The sequence below is a fragment of the Psychrobacillus sp. OK028 genome, from assembly GCF_900103605.1.
Classification (GTDB): Bacteria; Bacillota; Bacilli; order Bacillales_A; family Planococcaceae; genus Psychrobacillus.
In genome coordinates this window covers 98,100-113,302 of the sequence record NZ_FNHY01000008.1, presented here as the reverse complement: position 1 = coordinate 113,302, position 15,203 = coordinate 98,100, and the positions used below count along the sequence as shown (strand labels likewise).

At 36.9% G+C, this 15,203-nt stretch carries 14 protein-coding genes; 4 read left to right on the top strand and 10 right to left on the bottom strand.

The annotated features are described in order from the left end of the window. Window positions 1–230: 230 nt before the first annotated feature. The 3 genes from BLR36_RS14125 to BLR36_RS14115 all read right to left on the bottom strand — a co-directional run bounded on the left by BLR36_RS14125 (window position 231) and on the right by BLR36_RS14115 (window position 3,580). On the bottom strand, window positions 231–1,745 hold the full coding sequence (locus tag BLR36_RS14125) for an acetyl-CoA hydrolase/transferase family protein (RefSeq protein WP_093062399.1): 1,515 nt from the start codon (window positions 1,743–1,745) through the stop codon (window positions 231–233). 211 nt (window positions 1,746–1,956) lie between these two features. Continuing rightward, entirely contained in the window at window positions 1,957–2,601 is a 645-nt protein-coding gene (locus BLR36_RS14120) for a LytTR family DNA-binding domain-containing protein (protein WP_093062398.1), read from the bottom strand. Between the two features lie 25 nt (window positions 2,602–2,626). Continuing rightward, the gene (locus tag BLR36_RS14115; RefSeq protein WP_139185101.1) at window positions 2,627–3,580 is read right to left on the bottom strand and encodes a TRM11 family SAM-dependent methyltransferase; all 954 of its coding nucleotides are present in this window, start codon (window positions 3,578–3,580) and stop codon (window positions 2,627–2,629) included. A 138-nt stretch (window positions 3,581–3,718) separates the two neighbouring features. Between BLR36_RS14115 and BLR36_RS14110 the strand changes: the two genes are divergently transcribed. Next, window positions 3,719–5,380 (top strand): FAD-binding dehydrogenase, encoded by a 1,662-nt coding sequence (locus tag BLR36_RS14110; RefSeq protein ID WP_093062397.1) that lies wholly within the window; start codon window positions 3,719–3,721, stop codon window positions 5,378–5,380. Window positions 5,381–5,465: 85 nt separating this feature from the next. Here the strand turns inward: BLR36_RS14110 and BLR36_RS14105 are convergent, their stop codons facing one another. The 3 genes from BLR36_RS14105 to BLR36_RS18865 form a co-directional block, all read right to left on the bottom strand. Then, on the bottom strand, window positions 5,466–6,377 hold the full coding sequence (locus BLR36_RS14105) for a ketopantoate reductase family protein (protein WP_175454088.1): 912 nt from the start codon (window positions 6,375–6,377) through the stop codon (window positions 5,466–5,468). A gap of 11 nt (window positions 6,378–6,388) precedes the next feature. Beyond that, complete coding sequence (locus BLR36_RS14100; protein WP_175454087.1) at window positions 6,389–7,189, bottom strand: serine hydrolase; 801 nt, start codon at window positions 7,187–7,189, stop codon at window positions 6,389–6,391. 112 nt (window positions 7,190–7,301) lie between these two features. Beyond that, on the bottom strand, window positions 7,302–7,478 hold the full coding sequence (locus tag BLR36_RS18865) for a hypothetical protein (protein ID WP_093062394.1): 177 nt from the start codon (window positions 7,476–7,478) through the stop codon (window positions 7,302–7,304). 99 nt (window positions 7,479–7,577) lie between these two features. On the opposite strand from BLR36_RS18865, the gene BLR36_RS14090 reads away from it, so the two are divergent. Continuing rightward, window positions 7,578–9,503, top strand: coding sequence for a GTP-binding protein (locus tag BLR36_RS14090; protein ID WP_093062393.1), 1,926 nt, complete (start codon window positions 7,578–7,580; stop codon window positions 9,501–9,503). A gap of 45 nt (window positions 9,504–9,548) precedes the next feature. Here the strand turns inward: BLR36_RS14090 and BLR36_RS14085 are convergent, their stop codons facing one another. The 3 genes from BLR36_RS14085 to BLR36_RS14075 all read right to left on the bottom strand — a co-directional run bounded on the left by BLR36_RS14085 (window position 9,549) and on the right by BLR36_RS14075 (window position 12,766). Further along, window positions 9,549–10,154 (bottom strand): class I SAM-dependent methyltransferase, encoded by a 606-nt coding sequence (locus BLR36_RS14085; RefSeq protein WP_093062392.1) that lies wholly within the window; start codon window positions 10,152–10,154, stop codon window positions 9,549–9,551. Between the two features lie 15 nt (window positions 10,155–10,169). Further along, a complete protein-coding gene (locus BLR36_RS14080; RefSeq protein WP_175454086.1) occupies window positions 10,170–11,261 on the bottom strand; it encodes a CapA family protein in 1,092 nt (363 codons plus the stop codon). Between the two features lie 287 nt (window positions 11,262–11,548). Further along, on the bottom strand, window positions 11,549–12,766 hold the full coding sequence (locus tag BLR36_RS14075) for an MFS transporter (RefSeq protein ID WP_093062390.1): 1,218 nt from the start codon (window positions 12,764–12,766) through the stop codon (window positions 11,549–11,551). A 301-nt stretch (window positions 12,767–13,067) separates the two neighbouring features. Between BLR36_RS14075 and tatC the strand changes: the two genes are divergently transcribed. Both tatC and tatA read left to right on the top strand, forming a co-directional pair. Further along, window positions 13,068–13,823 carry a twin-arginine translocase subunit TatC gene (gene tatC, locus BLR36_RS14070; protein ID WP_093062389.1) on the top strand — a complete coding sequence of 252 codons (756 nt, stop codon included), beginning with the start codon at window positions 13,068–13,070 and terminating at the stop codon, window positions 13,821–13,823. Between the two features lie 56 nt (window positions 13,824–13,879). Further along, window positions 13,880–14,083 carry a twin-arginine translocase TatA/TatE family subunit gene (tatA, locus tag BLR36_RS14065; RefSeq protein ID WP_093062388.1) on the top strand — a complete coding sequence of 68 codons (204 nt, stop codon included), beginning with the start codon at window positions 13,880–13,882 and terminating at the stop codon, window positions 14,081–14,083. Window positions 14,084–14,136: 53 nt separating this feature from the next. Here the strand turns inward: tatA and BLR36_RS14060 are convergent, their stop codons facing one another. Continuing rightward, window positions 14,137–15,123, bottom strand: a complete 987-nt coding sequence (locus BLR36_RS14060; protein ID WP_093062387.1) for an EAL domain-containing protein — start codon at window positions 15,121–15,123, stop codon at window positions 14,137–14,139. Window positions 15,124–15,203 lie beyond the last annotated feature (80 nt).

The window sequence follows — 15,203 nt, the reverse complement described above, 5'->3', positions numbered from 1 at the left end:
GTTGCCGCAGGACGCGGCGTACTTAGATTGCCTTCCCTTTCCGATGTGGCGCTCTTAGCCTTTGTACCCCACCTGTAACGAAAATCATGGGATTATTCATTCTTACTAATCCTTGAACCCAGTATTCATGGAATATTTTTATATCTTTCTTATCTTTTTAGAAAAGCGCAAGCGCAGGAAGGATTTCTTTCTTGCGAAAAAAACCGACTCCACAAGGAATCGGTTATTCATTATACTAATGCTGTTTCTTTATCGAGCATCGTTCCATTTTTCGCCAGGTTCGCATGGAATGAAAATGCTTTTTCTAGGACATGTGGAGTTTGTCCACCTCTCGTTAATGCTTCTTCATAGTAATCACGTAACTGCTTTTTGTACATTGGATGTACACAGTTTTCAATGATTAGCTCTGCACGTTCTCTAGGTGCTAAACCACGCAAATCTGCATAGCCCTGTTCGGTTACCACTACATCTACATCGTGTTCCGTGTGATCTACGTGAGCTACGAAAGGTACAATACTAGAGATGTTCCCGCCTTTGGCAATAGATTTTGTTACAAAAATAGCTATTCTACTATTGCGAGCGAAATCCCCGGAACCGCCGATTCCGTTCATCATTTTAGTACCTGATACATGGGTTGAGTTAACATTTCCATAAATATCAAATTCTAATGCTGTATTAATAGAGATAAGACCTAAACGGCGAATAATTTCAGGATGATTTGTAATCTCTTGTGGTCTTAGCACTAATTTATCTCGGTACTCTTCCAAGTTACCATATACTTTATCCATCATTTCCTGTGAAAGTGTTATTGAGCAGGCAGAAGCAAAATTTACTTTGCCGGCATCTATTAGTTCAAATACAGAGTCTTGAAGAACTTCGGAGTATACTTGTAAATCTTCAAATTCTGAGTTAATCATGCCACCTAGCACTGCATTGGCAACTGACCCTATACCAGCTTGAAGTGGTGCTAGCTTGTTAGTTAATCTACCAGCGCTTACTTCTTGACGAAGAAAAGAAATCAAGTGCTGTGCCATTTCTTCTGTTTCCTCATCTGGTGGAACAATTGGTGATGGTGAATCTGTGTAATTAGTAAATACGATTCCTTTTACTTTTGATGCATCAAAAGGGATTCCAATTTGGCCAATTCGCTCTTCTGCACTCATTAAAGGAATCGGTTGTCTGCTTCCTTGAGCAGCTGGTTCATATATATCATGAAGTCCTTCTAACATTTCAGATTGCTCTACGTTAATTTCTATAATGATATTTTTTGCTTGCGAGACGAAGGTTGTGGAATTACCCACAGATGTTGTAGGAATAATCATTCCATCTGCAGTAATTGAAACCGCTTCCACTACTGCGAAATCAATAGTTGGTAATACCCCAGAACGGATTAACTCTGATGTATGGGACAAATGCTGATCAACAAACAAATGATTCCCAGCATTAATATGTTTGCGCATCGTTGCATCCGCTTGGAATGGTAAACGTTTGTGCACAATTCCTGCTTCAGATAGTAACTTATCAATATCAGAACCTACGGAAGCGCCTGTAAATATATTCACTTTAAAAGATTCAGTTGCTGCTCTTTCAACCAATGCTAATGGAACCGCTTTCGCGTCACCCGAACGTGTAAACCCACTTAATCCAAGTGTCATACCGTGTTGAATCCATGAAGCAGCTTCTTCTGCTCCAACTACTAAACTATGTAAACTAGTATCCTTAATACGATCTAAATTATTTAACATATTAGTATCCCCCTCAAAGTGCATTTAAATTATTTTACCCCCTTTTGTCACAATTTTGTTGAAACTTGTCGAAGACACCTTATAATTGATTGAAACAGAAAATTTTCGTGATAGAACAGAAAATAATTATTTAACAACTATTTATATTTTTATTGTTAATAAAAAAACGCTTGAATTTCGGAGAAAATTCCCCTTATTCAAGCGTTTTGTATTAGAATCCTAATAATTTACGAAAATAACTAGCATAGGACTGACTGACAGATATTCTCTCTCCATTCACCATAGCTAATAAAAAAGTTGAATGTGTGTCGGGGAAAATCTCTTTAATATGATGCACATTGACGATAAAAGAACGATGACAGCGTATGAACAATTCCCGAGGTAGTCTATACTCAAAATCTTGAAGAGAGCTAGTGTGAGTTCCAGCAAAAGACTTAGTAACAATATGGGTTTTACGATCTTTTGCTTCCAGATAAATCACGTCAGAAAAAGGAATTGGAATCCATCCGTCCTGAGTCTTTATCGTAATGACAGATTTGCCGTCTGTAAATGCTGGATAAATTGCTAACACACAGCCTTCTATTTCACCCTGATGCATAAAAGGCACCGCCATCCCGTGATATGGGACGCCAAAAACCTCTCGATTGATAAATTCAGATACCTTTTGTCTGCTTTGAAGTGCTTTATAAGCTAAAGTTTCCTCTTTTAGTAGATCTCCAGGAGTAATTTTTAAGTCAATTCGCTTACTTGGTCGATAATAAATATACTTTTCCGTATCGGAGACAGCGATAGACACTTCATCAGAAAATAGTTCTCCAACAACATCTAATAATGCTACTATGGATAAATCCTTCATCCTTCCATCTCCTTTTCCCGTTAACCTACTCACAAACTAGTATTTCGCGTGTAAATTGCTGTTTTTTCGTTATGCACCGGTCTTTAATATGAAGCCCTACCGTTTCTAGTCGGTCATCCATCGATTCGATTGTAACAATCACTACTTTTTTAGCTATTCTACGAGCATGCTTCAAAATAGTGAATTGTTCCTCCCAGGATGCATGTGTATACAAATTATATGGTAAGTCTATTATCGCTACATCATACATCTCATTGATGTCTTCAATGGCACTCTTACGAACATCTCCAGTTAAGCCAAAGTAGGCAATATTTTCTCTAGATCCCTGACATACAAGAGGGTTTATATCCCTACCCACAATATCTATGCCCATGGATAATGCTTCAACAAGTACTGTACCGATTCCGCAGCAAGGATCTATAGCTTGAACACCTTTCGGGTGCGGAACAGCGATATTAGCTACTGCTCTGGCTACTCTTGTACTAAGGGCTGTAGAATACTCCCGTGGTTTTTTTATATGCTTAAACCAAATAGGTTCGCTTTTTGTATATAATCCAAAATACCAACGCCCTCCAAAAGGAACTACTGCAAATAACTGATCCGGATGATGTAAATCGAATTCCCCTTGCATGTCACTTCCAATAGCCCTTTCTATTTGAAGTCTTTCTGCATTTTCAATTTTATCGGTCCCTTGTCGGTCATTTATTTTTAAGAATATTACTTTGTTTGTTTCGTCCTCGGAACCAAAATTCGGGGCTTGAGCGATAATTTCCTCAACTGTGTCTCCTTCTGCTAATACCTCTAATCTCCCTTTCATAAAAGGGCTTCTACTAGGATCTATTTTGATGGAACTCTTTAATATTTTTGTTTCGGAGTCTATATCAAAAAAAGACCGCATCTCTAAATGACATAGAGAGCGTTCGTCCTCATTATATGCGTATGTATAAATAAATGCCGGTTGTCGGCTGCTGTTTATCAATGTATTCCCTCCAATAATACTCCTATTATATCATGTGTCTCTATTCAAATCATTTTTGCAAACAGTGAATAGTAATTCATTATTCAATAGAATATAATACAAATAAGTTTCGGAATTTTTTAAAAATGGGGGATATAGATGGAATGGGATGTAATTGTAGTTGGCGCAGGACTATCAGGACTCGTTGCTACAGCTGAACTAGCCGATGCAGGAAAGAAAGTTTTACTGCTCGATCAAGAGCCTGAAGCATCATTTGGGGGGCAAGCTTGGTGGTCATTTGGAGGATTATTTTTAGTGAATTCCCCAGAACAACAAAGATTAGGAATTCACGATTCATATGAGCTTGCCTGGCAGGACTGGCTAGGAACAGCAGGTTTCGATCGGGAAGAAGATGAAGATTATTGGGCGAAAAAATGGGCGGAAGCTTATGTACGCTTTGCTGCAGAGGAAAAACGAGATTGGCTTCACGCACAAGGGGTTAGATTTTTCCCTGTAGTAGGCTGGGCAGAACGTGGAGGCTATCTTGCGGATGGACATGGAAACTCTGTACCTAGGTTTCATATCGTTTGGGGTACCGGACCAGGTATCGTTAAGCCTTTTGAGACTCGTGTTCGAGCTGCCATCTCTAAGGGAAATGTGGAATATAAACCACGTCACCAAGTAGATGAACTCACCAGGGAAAATGGACGAGTTATTGGTGTGAGTGGTTCACTATTGACCCCTAGTTCTGCTGGACGGGGAGAACCAAGCCAAAGAGATGTGATTGGTAACTTTCAATATGAAGCTAAAGCCGTGATGGTTACTAGTGGCGGAATAGGTGCTAATCATGATTTAGTAAGAGAAAACTGGCCTTCAAGACTTGGTGAACCACCAAAGCAGATGATTTCTGGAGTTCCAGAGCACGTTGATGGCCGTATGCTTGCCATTACAAGGAAAGCTGGAGGTCGTTTAGTAAACAAGGATCGTATGTGGCACTATACAGAAGGTATTAAAAACTGGAATCCCATCTGGCCACTTCATGGGATACGTATACTCCCAGGTCCTTCCTCCATCTGGCTAGATGCTACAGGACAGCGCTTTTCTGCTCCTAATTTCCCAGGCTTTGATACACTGGGGACACTTGAGGCTATCCAAAAAACTGGATATGATTACTCTTGGTTTATACTTACCGAGAAAATTATTGAAAAAGAATTCGCACTATCAGGATCAGAGCAAAATCCAGACTTAACACAAAAAAGTATTATACAAGTATTGAAGCGAATTCTACCAGGACCCACTGCTCCAGTAAAAGCATTCATGGAAAAAGGAGAAGACTTTGTCGTATCAGACAATTTAGCAGACCTTGTAAATGGGATGAATAAAATTACCGGTGACAATCTATTAAACTTGGAGCATATTGAGAGTCAACTAGTCGCAAGGGATCGTGAAATCGATAATAAATTTACTAAAGATCTTCAAATTACTGCTCTACGTGGAGCTAGAAACTACATAGGCGATAAATTAATACGAGCAGCATCTCCTCACAAATTATTAGATCCTAAAAACGGTCCTTTAATTGCTGTTCGATTAAATATTGTGACTAGGAAAACCCTTGGAGGACTGCAAACTGATCTAGACGGTCGTGTTCTAAATGAGAACGGACTTCCCGTACCTGGTCTGTATGCAGCGGGTGAAGTAACAGGCTTTGGTGGAGGTGGAGTTCATGGATATCGCTCTTTAGAGGGGACCTTCCTAGGAGGCTGTATTTTTACAGGTAGAGAAGCAGCAAGAGCCTTGGTTCGCAATTTAAAGAATATGTAAATGCGGAAGTCATCTTTAAAAATAGACCTCCATTATCCAGAAACTAGAGGTCTATTTAGAGCAAAATGTGCTTTTGGGAAGCTACTCATTTTATACTGCTTTCTAATGTTTTAATTATACGAAACAACAGTTCATTCACAGGTGTTTTTATATGTAACTCTTGTCCAAGGTCTATCACTTTTCGCGAGAACATTGGCACTTCTGTAAGCCTCCCTGCTTCAATATCCTGGAGCATGGATGGCTTTCCTTCCTCACTTAATCCGCTAATAATCGTATTAAAAAACACCTCAATATCCTCTTCTCCTAATAGGATATTCTTTGCCTGAGCTAATTGTACAACCTCCTTCATTGCCTCCTTTGCAATTTCTTTTGCATATGAAACCTTTTGGAAAGTACCATATGAAGCCTTAGTTACTGCAGATGTTTGATTTATACCAACATTGATCATGAATTTATACCATAATACATGTTCCATATCTATTGGAATATCATTTCGAATATTTGCCCTGTCAAAGCAATCTTTTATCGCTAAAAGCTGTGGTGAAATCACCTCATTAAATTTCTTTCCAAATGAAATTTTTCCTGCATTGGAACAATAAACACTGTTGCCCTCTCTAGTTGCATCAATCCCATTGCTAATAGCATAAATAACTTTCTCTTCCCCATAAATATTAGCTATCTCTTCTTCACTCGTTATTCCATTAAGTAAAGACATGATCATCGTATTTTCTCCGACATGATTATGTATGTCTTGAATTGCCTGTGGAAGATGATTATATTTTACGGAAACAATGATTAGATCTGCCGGGATGGTTACTTCTTCAGGGGTAATGAAAACAAATGGAACTCTTTCTCCATTTACATACACCCCTTCCGCCTCGTAACGGGATTTTCTTTCCGTATCTACTAAAACTCGTAAGTTCACATTATTTACTTGTCTCAAGAGATTTCCATAAACACTCCCTATCGCACCTAAACCTATTAATGTAATATTCATGATCATTCTCCTTACTGTAAGTATTTATATATTTCCTCCCCGATTTGAGAAAGAATTCTTTTCGAAACTAAATCATCTTCATCCTTTGATAAAACCGTTGCCATTAACTTCCGATTACCTACATAAAAAATTCCAACATCATGACGAGTTCCCGGTATCCACCCAGTCTTATTAGCTAACTCCCATGGCGTCATTCCATGATCAAAATCAGTATATGGAGACGGTAATTTTTCTGGCAAACAATCTCGTACCTGTTGTTTTTTCATCACGTCTATCATTTGCTCACTTGCCGTTCTACTCACTAAGCTCCCAGAAGCCATCTTATTTAAAAGCATTGCTATGTCCAATGCAGCTATACAATTTGTACCTTCCGGATTAGGCTTACTCAACATCAGCTTGTTATAAAAAGTACTATAAAACATGTCAGCTTCTTTCATGGAATTCTGTATATTTTCTACTCCTACAAGGTCGATTAAAAGATTTGTAGCTGTATTATCACTTTGAATAATCATAAGCATAATGATGTCTTGAAGTGGGAGGGATGAGCCCGGAGTAAAATGCTGAAGCACACCCGAGCCTCCTACATAATCTTTTTTATCGAGGACGACTAAATCGTTTAGGGTCAAGTCGCCCTTGTCTACTGCACTATAAACCGAGGACATAATTGGTATTTTAATAACACTTGCCGCATAAAAAAGCTCCTGTTCGTTATGCTCCCATCTTTCTCCTGAATTTAAATCCTCTAGAACGATCCCCCATGTTCCTTTTGAAGCTGCTATTAATTGTTGAACTCTGCTCACAAGCTCTTTCACCAATTCATCCTCCTATAATAATTTATTTAGTTTATTATAGAATACAGGAATTTATTAGAATATTAAAATAAAAGTGAACCGATTTTATATTGCATCGGTTCACTCTTACTTTTTATAAATCTTGATAATCTCTTTGATATTTACCGCCGTCTTTTACTTCTGAATGATATAAAGCCTTTAAAGCAAAGCTTTTCTCTAAATCATGTTCTTTCATAACCTCTTTTAAACGCTTGTTTAACTCCGGGCTATATTTCACTAGCTCTTCCATTTTAGATTTCGAATATTGCATAATTTATCCCTCTTTCTAGGTTGTTATAGTCTTCCTAGTATAGCACTGAAACAAGACCTTTCACCGTAATTTGCTATAATTAAGTTCAGAGGTGAGAAAATGCACAAAACCATTGGAATTCTTGCACATGTGGATGCTGGAAAAACTACTTTTTCGGAGCAGCTACTTTATCATACAAATACAATTAGACAACGAGGACGAGTTGATCACCAAGACTCGTTTCTTGATAGTCATACAATAGAAAAAAATAGAGGAATCACCATCTTTGCAGATCAAGGAATTTTTTCCTACAATAACTCTACTTACTATATTATCGATACTCCTGGGCATGTCGACTTTTCACCAGAAATGGAACGGGCTATTCAAGTGATGGACTATGCAATCATTATTATCAGTGCAGTAGATGGTATAGAAGGGCATACAGAAACTGTTTGGCAATTACTACGAAAACACCAAGTACCAACCTTTTTCTTTATCAATAAAACCGATCACGAAGGAACAGATCCAGCAAGTATCCTTGCTGAAATTCGTACTACCTTATCGGAAGATATATGCGATATAACGAATACTTTCAACGAAGAACTAATAGAATTTATTGCCGAGCGAGATGAATCCCTTCTAGAAATTTATATGGACAGCGGATTTGATAAGGACATATGGACACAATCACTTCAACATATGATAAAGGAAAATAAAATCTTCGCCTGTGCTAGTGGTTCCGCATTGAAGGATATAGGAATAGTAGAATTTTTAAACAAGCTAGATTTATTAACCACAACCTCCTATAAAACAGACGGAGCATTTGCAGCACAGGTATATAAAATTCGACACGATGAAAGTGGAAATCGGGTTACCTTTTTGAAATTAGTCAACGGAAAGTTAAAAGTCCGTGATAGTGTAACCTATAGCGGTCAAACTGAGAAAATAACGCAAATCCGCTTATATAGCGGCAATAAGTTTAAAACCGTCGACCAGGCTTTAGCAGGTGAACTTGTTGCTGTTACGGGATTAACAAATGCTTCCATTGGTGATGGAATCGGAGCTATTTCCCAGAAAATAGAGTTCGCTATGATACCCACTTTAAAATCTAAGGTTCTCTTCGGTGCATCTATCCATGTAAAGGAAGTATTGCGTTGCTTTAAATTATTAGATGCAGAAGACCCCTCTTTACGTGTGTTTTGGGATGAACACTTCCAAGAAATACATGTTCATGTAATGGGAGTTATCCAGCTAGAAGTAATCGAGCAAATTGTATTGGAGCGTTTTGGTTTTCACGTAACCTTTGGAGAGCCTAAAATTCTTTATAAGGAAACTATTGATAACTCTGTTCGTGGATATGGACATTTTGAACCGTTAAGACATTACGCAGAGGTGCATCTATTAATCGAACCTGCAACAAGAAATAGTGGAATTACATTCGCAAATGTATGTCATGCGAATGATTTGTCCATTGGTAACCAAAACCTAGTTCGACATCACCTTTTCGAAAGAGACCATCACGGTTTACTAACAGGTTCTTCTTTAACTGATGTGAAAATCACTTTACTCACAGGTCGCGGACATAATGAACATACACACGGTGGCGACTTTCGAGAAGCAACCTATCGCGCACTTCGTCAAGGATTAGAAAAAGCAGAAAATATTCTGCTGGAGCCCTTTTATGATTTTACGATTAAAGTACATATGGATTTAATAGGTCGAGTATTATCTGATATCCAACAAGCTTCTGGAACATTCGAACCTCCAGAAAATGCCGGAGATAACGTTCTCGTAAAAGGAAAAGTGCCCGTGGCAACATTTATGAATTATAGCACTGTTTTTGCATCGTTCACGCATGGCAAAGGATCACTAAGCTTAGTCTTTGGTGGGTACGATCGCTGTCATAATGCAGAGGATGTAATGGAGACAATTGGTTATGATAAAGAAGCAGACCCTGAGTATACGTCTACCTCTATTTTTTGCGCTAAAGGAAAAGGATATCCAGTCTATTGGGATGAGGCGGAAGCCTCTATGCATTGCCTATAGCTTATGGAAAATGTAAAGCACTCCACTTATTAGCGGAGTGCTTACTTATGCTAAACGGAAGATTAAAAACCGTTCATTATTATTATCTTCATATAATCCCGGAAGACGGATCTCCTTCCATAATTCAAATACTGTATGAATTTCTAAAAAATGATTATATTCCGAGGTGGGATAATAGAGGATGACATCCACTGAGCGAGGATGGTTTTCAACGGACCTGAGGATATTATCGATAACCTTTTGAAAAATCTGTAATGAAAACGGATTAAAAAAATAAAATCGATTGTCCTCTTTTTCTATGTCGTATCCCTCTGCAAATATATGTTCAAACTGAATCGTAGCCCTTGAACTTTTGGCACGCTCCATATACCTAGTTAAGTTCTCCATAGCTTCTTGATAGAGCTGAGCATTCATTTCTACTCCTATCGCAGATGCATGCAAGTGATGAAAAACGTAAAAAGGAAATCTACCCTTCCCACAACCAAAATCTACAAAACGATCAGATGTCTTCCATTCGTATTCGTCAAAAAGAATTTCCAAAGCGGAATATGGGGTCGCTTCATATCGATTATAGTGAGATGATTGATGATTCCACTCTCTTACACCTGTTGTCTTAATACGTAATAACCTGTCATGATCTTGTTCCTGCACAGGATACCCCCTAACTTACTTTACTCCAAACACATGCTGTTGAACCCAAGCATCCGTTTTACCCATTTCACTTTCCACATTTGTTAAAAAGTTAACCGTATACGGGTCACCTTTCACAACTGCTGTAGACAAAAAAACTGGATTCTCTAGAGTCACTACTTGTTTACCATTAATGTTTTTCTTCAAAACCTCTATTTTAGCAATTCCGCCAATATTAGTATACTCGTCTTTTTGACCCGATAAAAAATTACCTAACGAATAAAAAACATGTGTCGGATGACCATTTTCGGACAAAATCAGTTCATATGGTTGGATCACATGAGGATGATGACCAAATACAATATCTGCTCCTGCCTCTGCCATTGAACGAGCAAGTTGTTTCTGGTTATCATTTGCCTCCAGGTTATACTCCGTACCCCAGTGGATGCTGACCACAACAAAATCTACTTTTGTTTTTAACTCCTTGATTTCCTTTGCAATTCTATCCTCGTTTATCCGATTTACTAAATAATCCTTACCTACTGGAGTTTCATGACTATTCGTTCCATATGTATAACCTAGGAGTCCAAGCGATACATTCTCTACTTGGAATATTCGATCTACCTTTAGATCCTCCACTGATTTATACGCACCGATATACGGCATTTCTACCTTCTCCATCTGCTGAATTGCTTCTAAAAGACCCTTTTCTCCTTGATCGAGTGTATGATTATTCGCTATCGAAAGAACGTCTACTCCTATTTCTTTTAAATCACTAATAATATGTGGAGGACTCGAAAAGTTCGGATATCCAGATACCTTAAAAACTTCACCTGCAGGAATGGACTCCTGGTTTGCTATTAACAAATCAATGGATTGCAATTCTTCCTGTACTGGAGAAAGAGAAGGGAGATAACTGGTATAGTTGTAGAGTGGTAAATGTAATAATACGTCTCCAATCATCCCTATCTCTATTTTCTCCTCCTCATAACCCATATAAAATGTCGAAAATTGTTTCCCGTGGAACTCTTTATTAAATGTAATAGGTTCTTCTATTTGTAGATTAAAATAAAACAAAATAGAAATCGTAACGATTAAAAAAGCAGCTAAAGATTTGATAAATAGCACCTCCACTCCAATCATTTACATCGATAACGTAAGTTATACAAACTTTCTTCTTATTAAATATGATATGAAAACTTTCAACAAAACATATTAAATATAGACAGAAAAAAATATTAATATATCAGTAACTTAAATTTATAGACTTCATCGAGTTTTTCTATATAAAAATTCAATTCAACCCAACAAAATAAAGTTTTCATAAGTTTCTTTCATCGGACTACTATTATATGAAAATATTAAATTTCTTTCATAAGTATTTGATATACAAGCAAAAAAAGAAAAACATATGGTTACATATGTTTTTCTTTTCTACTTTTTTTATTCCATAAAAAAACATATAAAAAAGCACCTGCTCCTAATAATCGTAATCCAGAGCTAATGTACATGGAGAAATCCATGCCGATAAGATCCAGCAACCAAATCCCAATCTGAGGTGCAACAAATGCCACAAAGGCAAGTAGAACATTATACGATGTTATACAGTATGTACGGTATTTTTCGGGTGATTGCTCCAACAACAAGTTAAATAACAGCAGAACTGTACCAGATAAGAAAAACCCAGAAGTTGTTTGCATAAGGGTTAAATAGTATAAGTTTGTAGAAAGTACTGTTAAAAATGGAGTGGTGGACATTCCAATTGCCGCCCATATAAACACTTGCATATTAGAATACTTATCGGCCCATTTCTTCCATAGTGGAAACGTGAGAAACTGCATAAGCATACTTCCAACAGAGAACATACTAATCCAGAAGATGGTGGCCCCTGCTATTCGGACATTATAAATATTAAACAAGCCCCAGGCCATTTGCCAACCAAAGTTAAACAAAAGAGCAGCTACTAAAAACCAAACATAGCTTGGATATTTGAAAATGATCCAGTCCATCGATTTCTTTTTTATTTGCTCATCTGAAGTTTCTACAACGTCCTCTTCCTGTTTTAACAAAAAAAACACTTCTACTAATCCGAAGCAAAACGCTAGTGCAAACAGAACTTGATAAGCAATAATACTTTCGGTCGCATCTCTCATGAATATTCCGATAAGTAATGTCGATATAAGTCCAACCAACGTTAGTAGACGATTACGATCACTAAAAAATTGTCCTCTTCTCGATTCATCAATCATTCCACTTATCAAGGTTTGCCAACCTACATTGGCGATCGTGTTCGGGACACTGATAAAAGCAATAATCCCTAAGAAAGCCCATGACTGAAACGAATTAGAAGGTAAATATACAACGAGGACAATGAGTAAGAACATTAACCGCGCTAGTAAAACAGACATCGCCACTAGTTTCTTTTGGGTGCTCGCACGATTAAGTAGAATCGCTGCTGGTATAGTCATTAACAGAGCTACCAACGGAGGCAAAGAGCTTATTAAGCCTACTTGATAATTAGTTGCTCCTAATATAGTTATCGCAAAGATAGGGAAAAAGTTATTGGAAAAGTTAAGCGCTATAGTAGATGCCATTCCATGGTAAATACTAATCTTTTCATTGTACGGTCTCAAGTCTTGTCAGCCCAATCAAATTTAATAAAGGATATGCTAGAATTATATACTTGCTTTGTCAAAAAACAAGTACTTCGGGACACAAAATTTATGATGATTTTAAAAAATCTTAAATCTAACTATTTTAGGATTTCAAGTAACATAATACTTGTTATATTCGTGACTATAAGCACTCTTTTATTTACAAATGCAGAGGAAAGAGTATAATGATTAGTTGATATAGATGAACAAATACGGAGTATAATGCACTGCAGAATATATAAAAAAGCTTCACTTTTTTGAGAAAATGAGGTGTTAAAAAATGGATCAAGAACAACAACTGACGCTTGTTGAACATTTAACAGAATTAAGAAAAAGACTTATAGTTGTTGTGTCAACTTTCATACTCTCCCTAGCCTTAGGATTTTGGTTAGCTCCCAAAACACTCACTTTCTTAAAACAGCAACCTACTGCCATGAATGTTGAATGGAACGTTTTTGGCTATACAGATGGTTTAATGATTTATGTTAAATGTGCGTTAATACTAGCCATATTAATAACTTTACCAATCGCTCTGCAGCAAATCTGGTTATTCGTAAGACCTGGTCTTAACGAGAGCGAAGCAAAAGGGACAGGCTATTATATTCCTGTTTCATTTTTCTTATTTCTATTAGGTATCAGTTTCAGTTATTTCATATTATTTCCATTGATGCTGAATTTTATGTCTAATATTAACGATTCTATTGGTGCTTTAGAGACATATGGGATGAAACAGTATTTCACTTTTATGTTTAACCTCGTTATTCCAGTAGGAATCGTGTTTGAACTTCCTGTAATTATTCTTTTTCTAACGAAATTGGGTATAATAAATCCAGAACGTTTAAGAAAAATGAGAAAAATTGCTTACTTTGTACTAGTAGTAGTGGGTGTTTCCATTACACCACCCGACTTTATCTCTGATTTCATTATTATTGTGCCTTTGTTATTACTGTTTGAAATCAGTATTCTTGTTTCCAGCTGGTCTTATAAGAAACAATTGGCGAAACGAGCACTTGAGGATGAAATTTTAGAACAGTAGTTTATACGCACACCAGCCACTGAAAATTTATCTACTAAATTAGAGGAGGAACTTCCATGCCTAACATTGGAGTACCAGGATTAATCATCATTTTAATAATTGCTTTAATCGTCTTCGGCCCAGCTAAGTTACCCCAATTAGGAAGAGCAGCAGGACAAACTTTAAGAGAATTCAAAAATTCAACAAAAGATATTGTTGATGATGTAACGGAAGAGTTTAAATTAGACGACAAAGAAGCAGATACTAAAAAGAAAGCATAATAAAAAACCAACTATCTTTGAAAGATAGTTGGTTTTTATTATGCTTATATATTTTACGAAAGGGGATTAGCTGCTGGCTTTCCAAAATAATACCCTTGAAATAACCTATACCCAGTTTCTTTCAGCCATTCAAAGTCTTCTCGCTCTTCTATTCCTTCTGCTAGAGGAGTAGATCCAACTTCTACTGCCTTTTCTAAAAACTGTTGGGCAATAGCTTGTTTCTTTATATCGTTTGAAACTCCTTGAACGTACTTCATATCTAATTTCATATAATTAGGTTTTATACCTCCTAGCATTTCCATCGTACTATAGCCCTCTCCTACATCATCGAGTGCATATTCAAAACCTTTTTCTTTATAAAATGTAAGGATTCTTTTTAAATGCTCTATATCTTCTACTTTTTCTGATTCCACTACTTCAAATACCAATTGGACAGGATTTATACCTAGTTCTTCTGCTAAGGCAGTAGTAGATTTTAAGCAAAACTCTGGTGAATAAATAGATGTAGGAATGAAATTGATAAATGCTTTCTTTTCTTTAATAACCGCTGCATGTTTTACCGCGGTCATTCTACACGCTCTATCCAAAGCGTAAAGCCTTCCCCTTGCCTTAGCGGCAGAGAATATTTCATTTGGATATATCATGGAACCATCTTCTTTTGGAAATCTCGCTAAAAGTTCATAACCAAAGACTTGTTCCTGTCTATTTACAATTGGTTGATAATGACAAATCATTAATTGTTTTGCGATGACCTCATCGATCCATTGAACTTTTAATACTTCCTCTATTTTTGTAATAGGCTCCCATCTTTGTTTAGATATTCTGAATAGGATTTGCGAAGTATCCATATGATCTTCGCAGAAGTCTATAAAATCTCTAACATCTGACTCACTAAGAATAAACTTGTTCTCTTTTGTATCTACTAATATGTTCCTACGTTTTAAATGCTTTAAGACACTATCTAACAGAGAGGTATTAAAATCTCCGTCTACTTTGAACTCGAATTTCAAATCATTTACTTGGCAATTATTGCACTCCAAATTCTTTCTCCCCTTTTTAGTTTAGTAGCTATAAAGTGAAATATCCCCTGTTCAGCACTTTGCTTCACAAGGGATAAGCT